This is a genomic window from Saccharopolyspora tripterygii (genome assembly GCF_054778355.1).
On the sequence record NZ_BAAGZP010000008.1, the window covers coordinates 419,554 to 436,001 of the forward strand.

Annotated in this window: 17 protein-coding genes; 14 read left to right on the forward strand and 3 right to left on the reverse strand. The window is 70.2% G+C overall.

Annotated features, from left to right (window positions below; all coding sequences use genetic code 11):
• Positions 1–25: 25 nt before the first annotated feature.
• The 4 genes from ACYVF3_RS07460 to ACYVF3_RS07475 all read left to right on the forward strand — a co-directional run bounded on the left by ACYVF3_RS07460 (position 26) and on the right by ACYVF3_RS07475 (position 4,143).
• Positions 26–1,117 carry a Ppx/GppA family phosphatase gene (locus ACYVF3_RS07460; protein ID WP_461153445.1) on the forward strand — a complete coding sequence of 364 codons (1,092 nt, stop codon included), beginning with the start codon at positions 26–28 and terminating at the stop codon, positions 1,115–1,117.
• Positions 1,114–2,280 carry a hypothetical protein gene (locus tag ACYVF3_RS07465; RefSeq protein ID WP_461153446.1) on the forward strand — a complete coding sequence of 389 codons (1,167 nt, stop codon included), beginning with the start codon at positions 1,114–1,116 and terminating at the stop codon, positions 2,278–2,280. Before ACYVF3_RS07460 ends, ACYVF3_RS07465 begins: the two co-directional genes overlap by 4 nt.
• Before the next feature lie 88 nt (positions 2,281–2,368).
• Positions 2,369–3,247 carry a sugar phosphate isomerase/epimerase family protein gene (locus tag ACYVF3_RS07470; protein ID WP_461153447.1) on the forward strand — a complete coding sequence of 293 codons (879 nt, stop codon included), beginning with the start codon at positions 2,369–2,371 and terminating at the stop codon, positions 3,245–3,247.
• Positions 3,248–3,348: 101 nt separating this feature from the next.
• The gene (locus ACYVF3_RS07475) at positions 3,349–4,143 is read left to right on the forward strand and encodes a thioesterase family protein (protein ID WP_461153448.1); all 795 of its coding nucleotides are present in this window, start codon (positions 3,349–3,351) and stop codon (positions 4,141–4,143) included.
• Positions 4,144–4,223: 80 nt separating this feature from the next.
• Here ACYVF3_RS07475 and ACYVF3_RS07480 read toward each other — a convergent pair whose 3' ends face one another.
• Positions 4,224–5,852 carry a long-chain fatty acid--CoA ligase gene (locus ACYVF3_RS07480; RefSeq protein WP_461153449.1) on the reverse strand — a complete coding sequence of 543 codons (1,629 nt, stop codon included), beginning with the start codon at positions 5,850–5,852 and terminating at the stop codon, positions 4,224–4,226.
• A gap of 148 nt (positions 5,853–6,000) precedes the next feature.
• Between ACYVF3_RS07480 and proC the strand changes: the two genes are divergently transcribed.
• The 6 genes from proC to ACYVF3_RS07510 all read left to right on the forward strand — a co-directional run bounded on the left by proC (position 6,001) and on the right by ACYVF3_RS07510 (position 10,293).
• Positions 6,001–6,816 carry a pyrroline-5-carboxylate reductase gene (gene proC, locus ACYVF3_RS07485; RefSeq protein WP_461153450.1) on the forward strand — a complete coding sequence of 272 codons (816 nt, stop codon included), beginning with the start codon at positions 6,001–6,003 and terminating at the stop codon, positions 6,814–6,816.
• Between the two features lie 238 nt (positions 6,817–7,054).
• Positions 7,055–7,279: a helix-turn-helix domain-containing protein gene (locus ACYVF3_RS07490; protein ID WP_145741188.1), complete on the forward strand. Its 225-nt coding sequence runs from the start codon at positions 7,055–7,057 to the stop codon at positions 7,277–7,279.
• 181 nt (positions 7,280–7,460) lie between these two features.
• Positions 7,461–7,562, forward strand: coding sequence for a 30S ribosomal protein bS22 (locus tag ACYVF3_RS07495; protein ID WP_010241351.1), 102 nt, complete (start codon positions 7,461–7,463; stop codon positions 7,560–7,562).
• Positions 7,563–7,773: 211 nt separating this feature from the next.
• The gene (locus tag ACYVF3_RS07500) at positions 7,774–8,808 is read left to right on the forward strand and encodes an NAD-dependent epimerase/dehydratase family protein (protein WP_461153451.1); all 1,035 of its coding nucleotides are present in this window, start codon (positions 7,774–7,776) and stop codon (positions 8,806–8,808) included.
• 23 nt (positions 8,809–8,831) lie between these two features.
• Positions 8,832–9,740, forward strand: a complete 909-nt coding sequence (locus ACYVF3_RS07505; protein ID WP_461153452.1) for a lysophospholipid acyltransferase family protein — start codon at positions 8,832–8,834, stop codon at positions 9,738–9,740.
• A gap of 196 nt (positions 9,741–9,936) precedes the next feature.
• On the forward strand, positions 9,937–10,293 hold the full coding sequence (locus tag ACYVF3_RS07510; RefSeq protein ID WP_461153453.1) for a VOC family protein: 357 nt from the start codon (positions 9,937–9,939) through the stop codon (positions 10,291–10,293).
• Between the two features lie 200 nt (positions 10,294–10,493).
• Here ACYVF3_RS07510 and ACYVF3_RS07515 read toward each other — a convergent pair whose 3' ends face one another.
• Both ACYVF3_RS07515 and ACYVF3_RS07520 read right to left on the reverse strand, forming a co-directional pair.
• Positions 10,494–11,381, reverse strand: a complete 888-nt coding sequence (locus ACYVF3_RS07515; protein ID WP_461153828.1) for an HAD family hydrolase — start codon at positions 11,379–11,381, stop codon at positions 10,494–10,496.
• 182 nt (positions 11,382–11,563) lie between these two features.
• A complete protein-coding gene (locus tag ACYVF3_RS07520) occupies positions 11,564–12,268 on the reverse strand; it encodes a sigma-70 family RNA polymerase sigma factor (RefSeq protein ID WP_461153454.1) in 705 nt (234 codons plus the stop codon).
• Between the two features lie 425 nt (positions 12,269–12,693).
• Here ACYVF3_RS07520 and ACYVF3_RS07525 point away from each other — a divergent pair, with 425 nt between their 5' ends.
• From ACYVF3_RS07525 to hemC, 4 genes are all read left to right on the forward strand, one after another.
• On the forward strand, positions 12,694–12,912 hold the full coding sequence (locus ACYVF3_RS07525) for a glutaredoxin family protein (RefSeq protein ID WP_461153829.1): 219 nt from the start codon (positions 12,694–12,696) through the stop codon (positions 12,910–12,912).
• Between the two features lie 320 nt (positions 12,913–13,232).
• On the forward strand, positions 13,233–14,108 hold the full coding sequence (locus ACYVF3_RS07530; RefSeq protein WP_461153455.1) for a redox-sensing transcriptional repressor Rex: 876 nt from the start codon (positions 13,233–13,235) through the stop codon (positions 14,106–14,108).
• On the forward strand, positions 14,105–15,505 hold the full coding sequence (locus ACYVF3_RS07535; protein ID WP_461153456.1) for a glutamyl-tRNA reductase: 1,401 nt from the start codon (positions 14,105–14,107) through the stop codon (positions 15,503–15,505). Before ACYVF3_RS07530 ends, ACYVF3_RS07535 begins: the two co-directional genes overlap by 4 nt.
• Entirely contained in the window at positions 15,502–16,440 is a 939-nt protein-coding gene (gene hemC, locus ACYVF3_RS07540) for a hydroxymethylbilane synthase (RefSeq protein ID WP_461153457.1), read from the forward strand. The genes ACYVF3_RS07535 and hemC overlap by 4 nt, the downstream gene beginning before the upstream one ends.
• Positions 16,441–16,448: the final 8 nt, after the last annotated feature.

Here is a 16,448-nt window from a genome sequence, read left to right on the forward strand (position 1 = left end):
ATGCGCAGCCGGTAATTTGTGCGCCATGCGCCTAGGGGTCCTCGACGTCGGATCCAACACCGTCCACCTGCTCGTGGTGGACGCGCACCGCGGTGCGCATCCGACTCCGATGACATCGGACAAGACCGTGCTGCGGCTCGCCGAGCGGATCGGCGCGCACGACGGCCGGATCTCCGAGAACGATGCCGACGAGCTGATCCGGACGATCGCCGAGTCGCAGGAAGCCGCCGCTGCGGCCGGGTGCGACGAGGTGATGGCCTTCGCGACCTCGGCGATCCGCGATGCGGACAACTCCGCGGAAGTCCTGGACCGGCTGCGCGCCGAGACGGGGATACAGCTGGAGGTGCTGCCGGGCGAGGACGAGGCCCGCTACACCTTCCTCGCGGCCCGCCGCTGGTACGGCTGGTCGGCGGGCAACCTGCTGCTGCTCGACATCGGCGGTGGCTCGCTGGAGATGGCGCTGGGCATCGACGAGCAGCCCGACCTCGCCGTCTCGCTGCCGCTGGGCGCGGGCCGGATGAGCCGCACGATGCTCAAGGACCCGCCGAAGCAGGACGAGGTCAAGAAGCTGCGGGACTGGCTGGAGGGGCAGCTCGCACCCACGGCCAAGCAGTTCCGCAAGCTGGCCAAGCCGGACCGCGTGGTGGCGACGTCGAAGACGTTCCGCTCGCTGGCCCGGCTGACCGGGTCCGCGCCGTCCTCGGCGGGGCAGCGCGTGTCGCGCAAGCTCACCGACACGGGCCTGCGGCAGCTGCTGGCGTTCATCACCCGGATGTCCTCCAGCGACCTGGCCGCGCTCGACGGCGTGAGCTCGGCGCGGTCGCACCAGCTCGTCGGCGGTGCGCTGGTCGCCGAGGCCGCGATGAAGGCGCTGGGAGTCACCGAGCTCGACATCTGCCCGTGGGCGCTGCGCGAGGGAGTCATCCTTCGGCGGCTGGACCACACCAACGGAGATAGTCACACTGCGTTCAAGAGCGGCGTTCCGGTGCGTGCGGGGGGCACGGACGGGCTCGTGCCGGCGCAGGAGAATGCGCCCGGCCCGACACGGGATGAAACCGAGGCACCGGTGGACGGAACTGGACTGCGAACGCGGCACGGGGCACGGTGGGAACGATGAGTCGGGACAGCGGGGCGGATCAGCCCACCCAGCGCACCGTTGCGGAGCTGCTCGCCGAGTACGGCGGCAGCTCGGAGAAGGGCTCCCGGCGTCGGCGCAGGAAGCCCGAGGACCCCACCGAGACGGCACCGCAGGAGATCATCAACCGGGTGCTGTCGGACAGCGGCAAGATGCGCCCGGTCAAGCCGGACGAGGAACCGCCGAGCAGCCGCAGGAACCCCGGTCCGACGAACGGTCAGCCGCCGGCGGCTCCAGCAGGTCCGCCTCCGGCTCAGCCGCCCGCTGCCCAGCCTCCTGCCGCACAACCTCCGGCTGCTCAGCCGCCTGCGGCTCAGCAACCTCAGCAGCCTGCGGCTCAGCAACCCGCCCAACCGCCTGCGGCTCAGCAGCCCGCGCAGCCCCAGCAGTCGGCGCAGGCCGCCGGGCCCGCTTCGCCCGCCAAGCCCCAGCCCGCGAGCGAACCTCCCGCCGAGTCCGGTCCGCAGCCGGGCAGCGCCGGGTACTGGGCGCAGCGCTTCAGCAGCGCGGGTGGCGCGGCCGCCACTCCGCCTGCGCCGTCCGCGCCCAGCAACGACGCCGAGGCGACGCTGCGGCAGCCCGCGCTGCCGCCCGCCCGGTCGCGGCCGCCGATCGCGCCCGCCGGTCCGCCGCAGCTGCCGGAGAACCTGACCGAGCAGCTGCCGCGCATAGACGGTGGTGCTGATCAGGCGTACCCCGCTCAGGCGGACCCGGACGCCGATCCCTACGACTACGACTCCTTCGGCGATTCCGGGCAGGTCTTCGCCGACGACGTCGGCTACCAGCAGTCCTACGACGAGCCCTACGACGAGGACTACGACCGCTCCGCGCCCGCCGGGCTGGACGACGACTACGACCCCGACGAGGGGGATCGCCCGCCGTCGGCGGGCAAGGAGTGGGGCACCCTCGCCCTGCAGGGCGTCGCCGGGCTCGTCGGTGGCGGTGCCGTGTGGGTCGGTTTCCGCTGGTTGTGGATCAACGCGACGATCGCCGCGTTCGGCGCGGCGCTGGTGTTCACCGGCCTCCTGGTGCTCGTCGCGTGGAAGTTCTTCCGCACCAACGACCTGCAGACCATCCTGCTCTCGGTGCTGGTCGGCCTGTTCTGCACGGTGTCGCCCGCCGCGTTGCTGTTGATCAACCAGTGAGAGGTCGTGGGCGTGGTCGGACAGGTGACAGCCGGTCTGCCCACCGCCGCGCAACCTCCCGCGAGTCGTCGGTCATGCTGGGTTCGAGATGACGGGACAATCGCAGCTGCCTGAGCGCCAGGGCACCTCCGGTCGTGCGCCGGTGGGGCTGTCCAGCGCATCGGTGTGGCCGCAGCCCGCTCGCGCGGCCTTCGAGATGTCCGCGGACCTCGGCTTCGACGGCGTCGAGGTGATGGTGTGGGCCGACGCGGTCAGCCAGGACGTCAAGGCGCTGAGCCGGTTGTCGCAGCAGCACGGGGTTCCGGTGCTCGCGGTGCACGCGCCGTGCCTGCTGATCACCCAGCGGGTCTGGTCGCCGGAACCCGAGGAGCGGTTGCGCAAGGCGGTGGTCGTGGCCGAGGAGCTGGGTGCCTCGACGGTCGTGGTGCACCCGCCGTTCCGCTGGCAGCGCCGCTACGCGGACGCGTTCTCCGAGCTGGTCGAGGAGCTGGAGGAGACGAGCGGCATCAAGGTGGCGGTGGAGAACATGTTCCCGCTGCGCCCGCCGAACTCGTTGAACCGGCTCCGCACCGGACGCGTTCCGGGCGGCAGGACCAACAGCGGGCTCTCGGCGTTCAAGCCCTCGCCCGACCCCACCGACGTGGGTTTCCGCAACTACACGCTGGACCTCTCGCACGCCGCCGCCGCGCACGTGGACGCCATCGAGCTGCTGAAGCGGATGCGCGACGGCCTGGCGCACGTGCACCTCGCGGACGGCACCGGAGCAGCCCGCGACGAGCACCTCCTGCCGGGGCAGGGGAACCAGCCGTGCGCGGAGGTCTGCGAGGCCCTGGCGGCGGACGGCTACGACGGCTCGGTGGTGCTCGAGGTGAACACCCGCAAGGCCCGGAATCCCCAGCAACGAGCGGAAATGCTGGCCGAAGCCCTACTCTTCGCCCGCCTGCACCTTGAGCCCTTGGGAGCTTAGGGACGCTAACCGACGCCTAATGATCAACTTCTGTGAAGGTCATTAGAATCTTCGACCATGAACTCGTTGCGCGTAGTGGGCGTTCGACCGGTGGATCGCACGTGACCGAGGTCCAGGATCCGTTCTCCGCGGCCACTTCGGTGCGTTCGCTCGGCGACGGCAGTTACGTCGCGAACCTCCACCCGGACTGGGCCGTCGGGGACAACCCGCACGGCGGGTACCTGCTGGCGCTGCTCACCAGAGCCGTCTCCGACGGAACCGGGCTCGACCCGCTGTCGATCAGCGCGCAGTACCTGCGGCCCCCTCGCGTCGGACCGGTGATGGTCCGCTTGCAGGCGCTCAAGACCGGCAAGACCGTCACGGTCGTGCGCGCGGTGCTGGAGCAGCGGGGCCAGGTGTGCGTCGACTCGACGGTGACGGCGGGACGGATGCCCGCCGCCGAGCCCGAGTGGTCGGACCTGCCGTCCATGCCGGTGAACCCGCCGTCGGACGCCATCGATCTCAGCCAGTCGACGAGGTTCTTCCACCTCGCGGACGTCTGCGACATGCGGTTGGACCCGGACACCGCGGAGTTCCTCAACGGTGGGACCGGCGAACCCCGCTACCGGATGTGGGTCAAGCCCCGCGAGGGCCGGCCCGACCTCCTGTTCGGTCTGGTCGCGGGAGACCTCACGGTTCCGGTGACGCTGAACATGGGGCGCTTCGGCTGGGCACCGACGGTCCAGCTGACCGCCTACCTGCGCGCCCACCCCGCCAACGGCTGGCTGCGCATGCACGTGGACTGCCGGGCCGTGCACGGCCAGTGGTTCGACGAGGACGTCCAGGTCGTCGACTCGGTGGGCCGCCTCATCTGCCAGTCCCGCCAGCTCGCCCTGTCGCCCTCCCGACCAGGGTGAGTCGACCGTCGTGTTGGTGGGGTGGGGAAGGTCGTGTTGGTGGGGTGGGGAAGTTTTCATGAAAACTTCCCCACCCCAGATCAGATCAGGTGAATGACGTCGAGGTCGCCCGAGGCGTGCTGCGTGCGGAGGCGCTTCTTGTCGAACTTGCCGACGCTGGTCTTCGGGGTCTCGGCGAGGAACGTCCAGTGCTCGGGCAGCTGCCAGCGGGCGACCGAGCCGGAGAGGAATTCCCGCAGCTCCGCGGCGTCGGCGGTCTGACCCGCGCGGAGCACCACCGCCACCAGCGGCCGTTCCGACCACTTCTCATCCGGAACCCCGATGACCATCGCCTCGGCCACCGCCGGGTGGGCCATGACCTGGTTCTCCAGCTCCACCGAGGAGATCCACTCGCCGCCGGACTTGATCACGTCCTTGGCCCGGTCGGTCAGGTGCAGGAAGCCCTCGGGCGTCAGGTACCCGACGTCACCGGTGCGCAGCCAGCCGTCGTGGAACCGCTCCGGATCGTCATCGCCGTAGTAGGCCTGGGCGACCCACGGGCCGCGCACCTCCAGCTCGCCCACGCTCTGCCCGTCCCACTGGAGCACCCGGCCGTCGTCACCGACCAGCCGACCCTCGACCGATGCGGGAAGCCGGCCCTGGCTCGCGCGGTAGGCCCACTGCTGCTCACCGGTAACTCCGGCCGGTGGCCGGGCGAGGCTGCCGAGCGGGGAGGTCTCGGTCATGCCCCAGGCGTGCACCACGGTGATGCCGTAGTCCTCCTCGAAGGTCCGCATCATCGCCGGCGGGCACGCCGATCCGCCCACCACGACCTCGTCGAGCGAGGAGATGTCGCGGGGTGACTTCTCCAGCTCCGCCAGCACGCCCTGCCAGATCGTCGGCACCGCGGCCGCCATCGTCGGGCGTTCGGCGGCCATCATCTCCACCAGCGGCTCGGGCTGCAGGAACCGGTCGGGCATGATCAGCGAGGCGCCGACCATGAACGCCGCGTAGGGCAGGCCCCACGACATCGCGTGGAACATCGGCACCACCGCCAGGCCCCGGTCACCTTGCGCGAGACCCATCCCGTCGGTCATGCACACCTGCATCGAGTGCAGGTAGATCGAGCGGTGCGAGTAGACGACGCCCTTGGGGTTGGCCGTGGTGCCGGACGTGTAGCACATGGCGGCGGCGGATCGCTCGTCCAGCGCGGGCCAGTCGAACTCCTCCGGTTGCCCGACCAGCAGGTCGGCGTAGCCGTGCACCTCGACCCCGGGCGGCGCTTCCAGTGCGCTCGCGTCGCCGCCGACCACCACGACGTGCCGGACGGTCTTCATCTCCGGCAGCAGCTTCGCGAACAGCGGCAGCAGCGTGTGGTCGACCAGCACCGCGTGGTCCTCGGCGTGGTTGGCGACGTAGACCACCTGCTCGGGGAACAGGCGGATGTTGAGGGTGTGCAGCACCGCGCCCATCGAGGGAACGGCCAGGTAGGCGGCCAGGTGCTCGGCGTTGTTCCACATGAAGGTGGCGACGCGCTGGTCACCGGTGACCCCGAGCGCGCGCAGCGCGTGCGCCAGCCGAGCGGCTTCCCGGCCCACCTCGGAGTAGGGGCTGCGGCGTGGTTCGGCACCGGTCCAGGTCACGACCTCGGCGGAGGCGCCGTGCGGACCGGCCCCCTGCTGCAGGATCCGGGCGATCGAGAGGGGACCGTCGTTCATCGTGCTCAACATGGTCGAAGCTCCTTCGCTGCTTCCGTGGGGAGATCGCTCGGCTGCGACGGGATGAAAGACCTTCGCTTTGTGGTGCGGAACACAGTATCCGTCGCTGCGGGACAACGGGAGGGGTCGACACGCAGCGTGGTCTGGCACCCTGAGCTTCATGACGACCATCGCCGTGCTCGGAGCCGGAAAGATCGGAGAAGCCCTGCTCTCGGGCCTGATCAAGGCCGGACGAGCCCCGTCCGACCTGCTGTTCACCGAGCGCTTCCCGACCCGTGCCGAGGAGCTGGCCAAGACCTACGGCATCTCGCACGTGGACGTGCCCGCAGCGGTGGAGCGCGCGGACGTGATCGTGGTGGCGGTCAAGCCGCAGGACATCGAACCGCTGCTGGACGAGGTGGCGCCGAAGCTCCCGAGCGGCAAGCTGGTCGTCTCGCTGTGCGCCGGCCTGCCGACGAAGTTGTTCGAGCGCCGCCTGCCCGAGGGCACGGCGGTCGTGCGGGTCATGCCCAACACTCCGATGCTGGTCGGTGAGGCCATGGCCGCCATCTCCGGTGGTGCGCACGCCGACGGCCGCGACCTGGACCTGGTCGAGGAGCTGCTGGGCAGCGTCGGCAAGGTCGCCAGGGTTCCGGAGAGCCAGCAGGACGCGGTCACCGCCCTGTCGGGCTCGGGTCCCGCCTACTTCTTCTACCTGGTCGAGGCCATGATCGACGCCGGGATCCTGCTGGGCATCCCGCGCGCCACCGCCGCCGACCTCATCGTCCAGTCCGCGGTCGGCGCGGCGGCGATGCTCCGCGAGGGCGGCGGCCACCCCGTCATGCTCCGCGAAGCCGTCACCTCGCCTGCGGGCACCACCATCGCGGGCATCAGGGAGCTGGAGAAGCACGGAGTCCGCGCAGCCCTCATCGACGCGATAGAGGCGGCCCGAGACCGCTCGGTGGAGCTCGGCAGCGCCCACGACGAGGACGACTGACGTCACGCACCCGGCGTGAGGGGTGTGCGCCGTCGTGCGTCGGGTGGGGAAGTTTTCATGAAAACTTCCCCACCTCCCCACCCGCACCGGTGAGCAGGGTGATCACGAGTAAGCCCCGGGACAAAAGTCAACTCAACAATTGTCGTGTGTCCCGTTAGTCTCGGAGGAGCACGTGCGTGAGGTTTCCGGCGGAAGGGGAAGCCGCCGGGGGCGACACGTGTGGAGGGCACGGTGAAGCATGTCTTCGAACTCCGAACCCGGCCAGCAGGCACCGCCCAGCATGGGGCAGGTGCGGTTCCTCACCGTCGCCGAGGTGGCCAAGCTGATGCGGGTGTCGAAGATGACGGTCTACCGCCTCGTGCACGCGGGTGAGCTGCCGGCCGCCAGGGTGGGCCGCTCCTTCCGCGTGGCTGAGAAGGACGTTCACGCCTACCTCGAACACGCCTACTACGACGCGGGCTGAGCGGTCTCGAAGATCGCCCCCGGGGCCGCCCTGGGGGCGGTTCGAGGGCGCTTGCCGGACCACGGCGGCAGGTCCGAGACCAGGGCAGGTAAAGTTTTGGGTTGGTCGTGCCTGATGCGCTCCTGGCAGCTGCTCCGGCACGGAAGACGTTCGAACCGCCGTCAAGAGTGAAGGAGTCCGCATGGGCTCGGTCATCAAGAAGCGCCGCAAGCGTATGTCCAAGAAGAAGCACCGCAAGCTGCTTCGCAAGACGCGCGTCCAGCGTCGCAAGTTGGGCAAGTGATCTACCGGGAGTCGTTCCGGGGCCGGCACGCGTAGTCCAGCGGCTACCGCCTCGTTCCGGGCAACTCCCGCGAACCGCCGTCGACCATCGGATGTCGGCGGCGGTTTTTGCTGTTTCGACCCCGTTCGGTAACGCCGGGTCGACCGGTCGTCGACGGGTGCGCCTGTAGCATCGATCTCGGTCAGCGCTCCTTCGACTGCGCGGGGTGAACATGGGGCCGAACGTCGTGCTCGTGACGGGTGTGAGCCGCTTCCTGGGCGGTCACCTGGCGGCGCGGCTGGCGGCGGACCCCTCGATCGACCGGGTGCTGGGCGTGGACACGGTCCAGCCCGGCCGGGACCTCCTGCGGCGGATGGGGCGCACCGAGTTCGTGCGCGCCGACATCCGCAACCCGCTGATCGGCAAGGTGATCAGCAACGCCGGGGTCGACACCGTCGTGCACGCGGCGATCAACACGCACACGGGGCCCGGTGGCCGGGCGACGCTCAAGGAGATGAACGTCATCGGCACCATGCAGCTGCTGGCCGCCTGCCAGCAGTCGCCGCGGGTCCGCAAGGTCGTGGTGCGCTCCACCTGCGCGGTCTACGGGTCGAGCTCGCGGGATCCCGCGGTGTTCACCGAGGACATCGAGCCCAAGGACCTGCCCTCGTCCGGTTACGCCAAGGACGCCGTGGAGATCGAGGGCTACGTGCGCGGTTTCGGCCGCCGCCGGCCCGACGTGGACGTCACGACGTTGCGCTACTCGAACCTGATCGGTCCGCGCATCGACGCGATGCTGGCCCGCTACTTCATGCTGCCGGTGGTTCCCACCGTGCTCGGCTTCGACGCGCGCTTCCAGCTGCTGCACTCGGAGGACGCGCTGGCGGTGCTGGAGCGCGCGACCCTCGGGGACAAGACCGGGGTCTACAACGTCGCGGGCGATGGCGTGCTGATGCTGTCGCAGGCGATCCGCCGGGCGGGCCGGGTGGCGCTGCCGCTGCCGAGCCCGTCGGTGCCCGCCGTGACCCAGCTGTTCCGGAGCGCCCGGTTGGTCGACTTCTCGCCGGAGCAGCTGCGATTCCTCAACTTCGGCCGGGTGCTGGACACCGCCCGGCTCCGTGAGACGTTCGGGTTCACCCCGCGCTGGACGACGCAGCAGGCCTTCGACGACTTCGTGCGCGGCCGCGGGCTGCGGCCCGTGGTGACGCCGGAGAACATCGAGGCGCTGGAGCAGCGCGCCGGGGACCTGCTGTCGAGACTGCGGTGAGCGGAAGGCGAGACGGAGGCGCGATGGCCGATGCGCAGGTGATCCCGCTGCGACCCGAGGACGCGGAGCGGATTCCGCCCGGCCCGGGAGAACCGGGGTGGGAGGACGCCGTCGTCGACGTCCTCGCCTTCGCCCGTCGCAGGCTGCTGGGCGACTACCGGGTCGACGAGTTCGGCTTCGACGAGGAGCTCACCGACGAGGTCCTGCTGCGCCTGATCCGCCCGTTCTACGACAAGTGGTTCCGGGTCGAGACGATCGGCGCCCACAACGTGCCCGACAGCGGTGCTCTGGTGGTGGCCAACCACTCCGGGACCTTGCCCTGGGACGCGCTGATGACCACGGTCGCGCTGCACGACCACCACCCTGCGCAGCGGCACCTGCGGATGCTGGGCGCGGACTTGGTGTTCCGGATGCCGATGCTGGGTCCGCTGGCCCGGAAGGCAGGGCACACGCTCGCCTGCAGCCCGGACGCCGAGCGGCTGCTGACCGGCGGCGAGCTCGTCGGCGTGTGGCCGGAGGGCTTCAAGGGCATCGGCAAGCCGTTCAAGGACCGCTACAAGCTGCAGCGCTTCGGCCGCGGCGGTTTCGTCTCGGCGGCCCTGCGCACCGGCGCGCCGATCATCCCGTGCGCGATCGTCGGCGCCGAGGAGATCTACCCGAAGCTCGCCGATCTGAAGCCGATCGCCCGGCTGCTCGGGCTGCCCTACTTCCCGGTGACCCCGCTGTTCCCGCACTTCGGGCCGCTGGGGGCGGTTCCGCTGCCGTCCAAGTGGTACATCGAGTTCGGCGAGCCGATCGAGACCAGCGGCTACCCGGAGGGCGCCGCGGACGATCCGATGCTGGTCTTCAGCCTCTCCGACCAGGTCCGGGAGAACATCCAGCAGATGCTCTACCGGTTGCTTTCCCAGCGCACGAGCGTTTTCCTGGGCTGATATCCACCCGGACTGATGATGCGTGCCGGTCGGGCGTGCGTGCTGAGCCCGCGCGTGACGAGGATGTAGCGGGTCGGCGCGGCGGGCGGGGATGGCGCCGCGCCGACCCCACCGCATCCCGACGATCGGAGGCGATTTCCGATGACGGCGAAGCTCAACCCGTACCTGCAGTTCAACGGCGACGGGCAAGCAGGCGTTGGAGTTCTACCACTCGGTGCTCGGCGGTGAGACCGCGCTGAACACCTACGGCCAGTTCGGCCAGGCGGACGGGCCGCTCGCGGACAAGATCATGCACGGGAGCCTGACGTCCCAGCTCGGTTTCACGCTGATGGTCGCCGACGCCCCGCCGGACATGACCCCGCAGCCGGGCAGCAACTTCTCGATCAGCATCAGCGGCGACGCGGCGGACGCGGAAGCGCTGCGCGGGTACTTCGCCGCGCTGGCCGAGGGCGGCCAGGTCCACGTGCCCCTGGAGAAGCAGATGTGGGGCGACGAGTTCGGCATGTGCACCGACAAGTTCGGCATCAACTGGATGGTCGACATTTCCGGTTGACGGTCGTCGGCTTGTTGGGCGGTGCGGGTGGGGGGAACCTCAGACATTCTCTGGCTCCGGGATCCGCGACTTGAGTATGTCGAATACGCGGCGCTGCGGCTGTCCTCACCAGAGAACGTCTGAGAACCCCCGGCGGTGCCGGTTGCTCAGGTGGGGTACCGAGAAAGCACCTTCGGTGCTTGCATCGCCTTCGGCACTGCTCAGGAGCGGTCGCGCCTGCGGTAGGCCATCCCCGCCGCGACCGCGCCTGCCGCGGCACCTGCGCCGAGCATGGAGTTGAACCCGATCCGGACGGCTTTGCGGCCGGTCCGGAAGTCGCGGACCTCCCAGCTCCGGGCGCGGGCGATCTCGCGCAGCCGCTGGTCCGGGTTGACCGCCACCGCCGTGCCGACCACCGAGAGCATCGGGATGTCGTTGGCGGAATCCGAGTAGGCCGTGCAGCGCCGCAGGTCCAGGCCTTCGCTGGCGGCGATCGCGCGCACCGCGTGCGCCTTGGCGCGGCCGTGCAGCATCTCGCCGACGAGACGTCCGGTGTAGATGCCGTCCTCGCTCTCGGAGACTGTGCCCAGCGCGCCGGTCAGCCCGAGCCGCCGGGCGATGATCGAGGCGAGCTCGACCGGGGTCGCCGTCACCAGCCAGACGCGCTGCCCGGCGTCGAGGTGCATCTGCGCGAGCGCGCGGGTTCCCGCCCAGATCCGGTCGGCCATCAGCTCGTCGTAGATCTCCTCGCTGAGGTTGACCAGCTCCTCGACGCTGCGCCCGGCCACGAAGGACAGGGCCAGCTCGCGGCTGGCCTGGATGTCCTGCGGGTTCTCCCGGCCGCCCACCCGGAACTTGAGCTGCTGCCAGGCGAAACCGGCGAGGTCACCGGGGTTGAAGAACTTCCGGGCGGCCAGTCCTCGCGCGAAGTGGAACAGCGAGGCGCCCATCATCATCGTGTTGTCGACGTCGAAGAACGCCGCCGCGGTCAGGTCCGGCGGTGTCGTCAGCGTGCCGTCCTGGACCGGGGCAGCGGCGACCGCCGCCTCGGCCGAGGCTCGACCCGCTACCTTCGCGCTGTCGATCTGATCTGTGCTGGACGTGCGCATGCCGTTGTGGTCCGCGTCATCGGCCGAGCCCTGCCGTGTCGGCACCGCCGCGCCTCCCAGGGTCCTCCGGAGTGGTGTGCGAGATCCGTGGTCCGAGCCGACCCCGAGCAGGGCCGGCTCCCTCATAGCTTAAGACCTCGTCCGCGCCACGATTGCGCACCTCCGCCGGGATCGGCAACCGGCTACCGGAGATCGTCGGGAAGGAGTTGCGCCAGCCGGCGCACGGCGCGGTGCTGGAGGGCCTTCACCGCGCCTTCGTTGCGCTGCATGGCGATGGCGGTCTCGGTGACCGACTTGTCCTTCAGGAAGCGCAGCCGGATGCATTCCCGCTGGTCGGGGTTGAGCTGGCGGATGCACTGCAGGAGCTCGTCGTTGGTGGCGTCGAGCAGCACCTGGTGCTCGGGCCCGGCGTGCGAGCCCTTCGCCGGCAGGTGGTCGGTGACCTCGGAGGTCGGGACCTCCAGCCGGTTCCGGCTCGACTTGATGTGGTCGAGTATGAGGTTCTTGGCGATCGTGATGAACCAGGCGGCCACGTCGCGGCCCTGGTAGCTGATGGAGGCGATGCGCCGGAGCGCCCGCAGGAAGGTCTCGCTGGTGATGTCCTCGGCCAGGCAGTGATCGCTGACCCGGAACAGCACGTAGCGGTAGACGGTCTGGGAGTACTCGTCGTAGAGCCTGCCGAAGGCGTCGTTGTCGCCCTGCTGCGCAGCGCTGACGTAGGCCCAGTTGTCGGGAGCGATCCAGGGGTCCGGGGTGATCGTCTCGGAGGTCCACGTGTCCGGGAGGGACACGTTCGTCGTCGTTGAACTCACCGGCCGGGGCGAGACGTGATGAATGCGGCCTGCGATGTCGGGGGCGGGGGGTGTGAGCGTCTTGGAACTGCTCATCTCCGGCGACCTCCTGCCTTCGTTGGCTTCACCGGCTCGGTGGTGTTGGGACTCACCGGGCCGGCAACCATGTCGTCGTGCCCGTGGCGGACACCTGATCCGGGGACCGATCAGGCCGACGGGTCGCGCCGGTACCGCTCGATCGGGCCTTCACTCGACTGGCCGTTTCCCACTCTCGTGGGCGTTGGAGCAGCAGCATACGTGTTGTTACTCAGAAGTAGGTAGGGCAATGCGGTGACGGTCCGGTCGCTTTCCGTGTCGTTCAGGCGGAATGACCCCGATCACCCCTCGTGATTTTGCACACGTGAGCAGGACGATCGGGCTGGTGAGCCAGGTCTCCGCGCGGTCGCGGGCTGAGTACGTTGGAGTCGCCGAAATTTTTTCGAACGACGCGCCGAGGAGCCGCCGTGCACGAGGTGACCGTGATGTCCCGCGAGGGCTGCCACGCCTGCGATGACGCGATCGCCGACGTGCGCCGGATCTGCGATGAGCTGGGCGTGCCCTGGTCGGTGAGCGATGTCGACGCCGACTCGGAACTGCGCGCGGAGTACGGCGACCAGGTTCCGGTGATCTTGATCGATGGAGTCGAGCACGGCTTCTGGAAGGTCGAGGAGGAGCGGCTCCGCCGCGCGCTCCGGAACTGACCTCGTCGTCGGCCCGACTCGGCGGCCAACGTGCCCTGTACCACCCGTTTTGGCACTTCAGGGGGGTATCCGGAATGATGGCGGAGAAGGTTTGCGCCTCCGGTGCGCTCGCCCCCGCCGACTTTGTGCATGCATTCACAAATGGCTACGGTGTAAAGGTCGTGCCGCCGGAACTCCCCGCCGGATTGTCCGGCGCGGATCAGCGGATCGGGTGGTCCCGACTCACCGTTTCCCCGGTGTTCGCGCCACTCCGATGCCGCCCGAGGGGCAGACCACGAGCAGGCGAGGGAGATCCAAGCGTGACGGCCCAAGGAGCGGACGTGCCAGAAGGAGACGGGCAGACCACTGCCCGGACCGCTGCGTCTCCGCGCACCCAGGACGCCAGCACGACCGCCGCCAACGGGACCGGCGCGAACGGGACCGACGCCAACGGAGCCGCCATCGCGGTTCCGGCCGCCCGCGAGCGCGCCCGATCCATCCCGGAAGCCGCCGTCGCGCGGCTCGCGGTCTACCTGCGGACCCTGTCCGCGCTCGCCGAGCAGGGCACCACGACGGTCTCCAGCGAGGAGCTCGCCACCGCGGCGGGCGTCAACTCCGCCAAGCTGCGCAAGGACCTCTCCTACATCGGCTCCTACGGCACCCGCGGCGTCGGCTACGAGGTCGAGGTGCTGGTCGGTCAGATCGAGCGGACGCTCGGCCTGACCCGCAAGCACACCGTCGCCGTGGCAGGCATCGGCAACCTCGGTCACGCGCTGGCCAACTACGGCGGCTTCCCGAGCCGCGGCTTCCCGGTGTCGGCGCTGTTCGACCTCGACGACGACCTGGTCGGCGTGCCGGTCGGCGGCATCCCGGTCAGCCACGTCGACGACATCGTCGAGGTGTGCTCCGCTCGCGAGGTCACCATCGGCGTCATCGCCACCCCCACGCAGGGCGCGCAGGAGGTCTGCGACCGCTTGGTCGCAGGCGGCGTCACGTGCATCCTGAACTTCGCGCCCGTCGTGCTGCAGGTCCCCGAGCACGTCGAGGTGCGCAAGGTCGACCTGGCGGTGGAGATGCAGATCTTGTCCTTCCACGTGGCCCGGCGGCAGCAGGAAGCCGCTGCCGCAGGCGAAGCCGACGGCGCTGGACCGCCGGGCGGCGGCGCGGGCCTTCCGGGAGAGATCGATTCGGCGAACAGGATGGTGGAACGGCTGTGAACCTGCTCACCGTCGGGATTTCCCACCACAGCGCCCCGGTCCGCGTCTTGGAGCGGGTCGCCATCAGTGGCGGTGACATCAACAAGATCCTCGACGAGCTCGTCCTGCGCGAGCACATCGCCGAGGCGTTCGTGATCTCCACCTGCAACCGGGTCGAGATCTACGCGCTTGCGGAGACCTTCCACGGCGGCCTCGACGACGTGACGGCCGTGCTGTCCCGCCACTCGGGCACCGAGGTCGGCGAGCTCGCCGACCACCTCTACGTCTACTACGCGGGCGCCGCCGTCGAGCACCTGTTCTCGGTCTCGGCCGGGCTGGACTCGATGGTCGTGGGCGAGGCCCAGATCCTCGGTCAGCTGCGCCAGGCCTACGGCACCGCCGACGAGCGCGGCACCGTCGGCAAGACGCTGCACGAGCTCGCCCAGCAGGCGCTGCGCGTCGGCAAGCGCGTGCACAGCGAGACGGGCATCGACAACGAAGGCGCCTCGGTGGTCTCCGAGGCGCTGGCCGACGCCGAAGCGGCGCTCGGCGGCCTCGAGGGCAAGAACGCGCTGCTGGTGGGCGCGGGCTCGATGGGCGGGCTGACCGCCGCGCAGCTCAAGCGCGCCGACATCGGCCGCATCGTGATCGCCAACCGCACCGCCGCCAACGGCGAGCGGCTCGCGGAGTCCCTGCGCGCCGACGGAGTCGACGCCGGCACCGCGGACCTCTCCGGACTGGTCGGGGCGATCGCCGAGGCAGACCTGGTCGTCGCCTGCACCGGCGCGGTCGGTGCCGTGGTGACCGAAGAAGTGGTGGCGACCGCCGCGTCGCTGCGCCGGGACACGGCCCGCGACGGCAAGCCGTTGCTGTGCTGCGACCTCGGTCTGCCGCGCGACATCGCCGCCGAGGTCGGCGACCTGCCCGGCGTGACCGTCGTCGACCTGGCCAGCCTGCAGCAGCGGCTCTCTGCCAAGCAGGGCGGCAACGAGTCCGAGCGCGCAGCCGGGATCGTCGCCGAGGAGGTGCGCGGCTACCTCGCCGCGCAGCGCTCCGCGGAGGTCACCCCCACGGTGACCGCGCTGCGCAAGCGGGCCGCCGAGGTCGTCGACAGCGAACTGCTGCGGCTGGACTCGCGGCTGCCCGACATCGACGAGCCGACGCGCGAGGAGCTCAGCCGCACGGTGCGCCGCGTGGTGGACAAGCTGCTGCACGCGCCGACCGTCCGCGTCAAACAACTGGCGTCGCAGCCGGGCGGCTCCGGCTACGCCGACGCACTTCGTGAGCTTTTCGAGCTCGACCCGCAGACCGCTGCGGTGATCGGCACCCCGCAGGCCGAGGAGAACCTCCCCGGCGGGGTCACGGTCGCCCAGGCGCTGCTGCGCGGCCGGGCGGAACAGGACGGTGAGGACCGTTGAACAAGACCCTCCGGATCGGCACCCGCGGAAGCGCGCTCGCGATGGCGCAGAGCACGTGGGTCGCCGAGCAGTTGGAGGCGGCCGGCTACCCGACCCAGCTGGTGGCCGTCGAGACTCCCGGTGACCAGTCGAGCGCCCCGATCGCCGAGATCGGCGTCGGCGTGTTCACCTCCGCCGTGCGCGAGGCGCTGGTGGCCGACGAGGTCGACGTCGCCATCCACTCCTGCAAAGACCTGCCGACCGAACCGGACCCCCGGTTGTCGCTGGCCGCAGTCCCGGTCCGGGAGGACCCGAGGGACGCGCTGGTGGCGCGGGACGGTCTGACGCTCGGCGAACTGCCCCCGGGGTCCGTTGTGGGCACCGGTTCGCCGCGCCGCGCCAGCCAGCTCCGGGCCTCCGGCCTGGGACTGGAAGTGCGCGGCATCCGCGGCAACGTGGACACCCGAATGCGCAAGGTGACCGACGGTGAGCTGGACGCCGTCGTCCTCGCCCGCGCCGGTCTGGCCCGGGTGGGCCGGCTTTCGGTGATCACGGAAACGCTCGATCCGCTGCAGATGCTGCCCGCGCCCGCTCAGGGCGCGCTCGCAGTGGAATGTCGCGTCGATGACGTCGACACCGAGCACTTGCTGCAGTCCGTTTTGGACGATCAGGCCAGCCGCGCCGCGGTTGCCGCCGAACGCGCAGTGCTGGCCCGGCTCGAAGCCGGCTGCCACGCGCCGGTCGGCGCGCTGGCCGAAGTGGTGGAGGACCTCGACGAAGACGGGCGCGTGGCGCTGCGCCTGTCCCTGCGTGGAGTGGTAGCGACCGACGACGATGTCCTGGTCCGCGCCTCCGCCACTGGTGAGACGACCGCCGCAGAGCAGCTCGGCCTGGAACTGGCCGATGAGCTGCTCGAAGCCAGGGCCGCTTTGCTCAGCGGTCCCGGCAGTAGTTGATGGGGAGT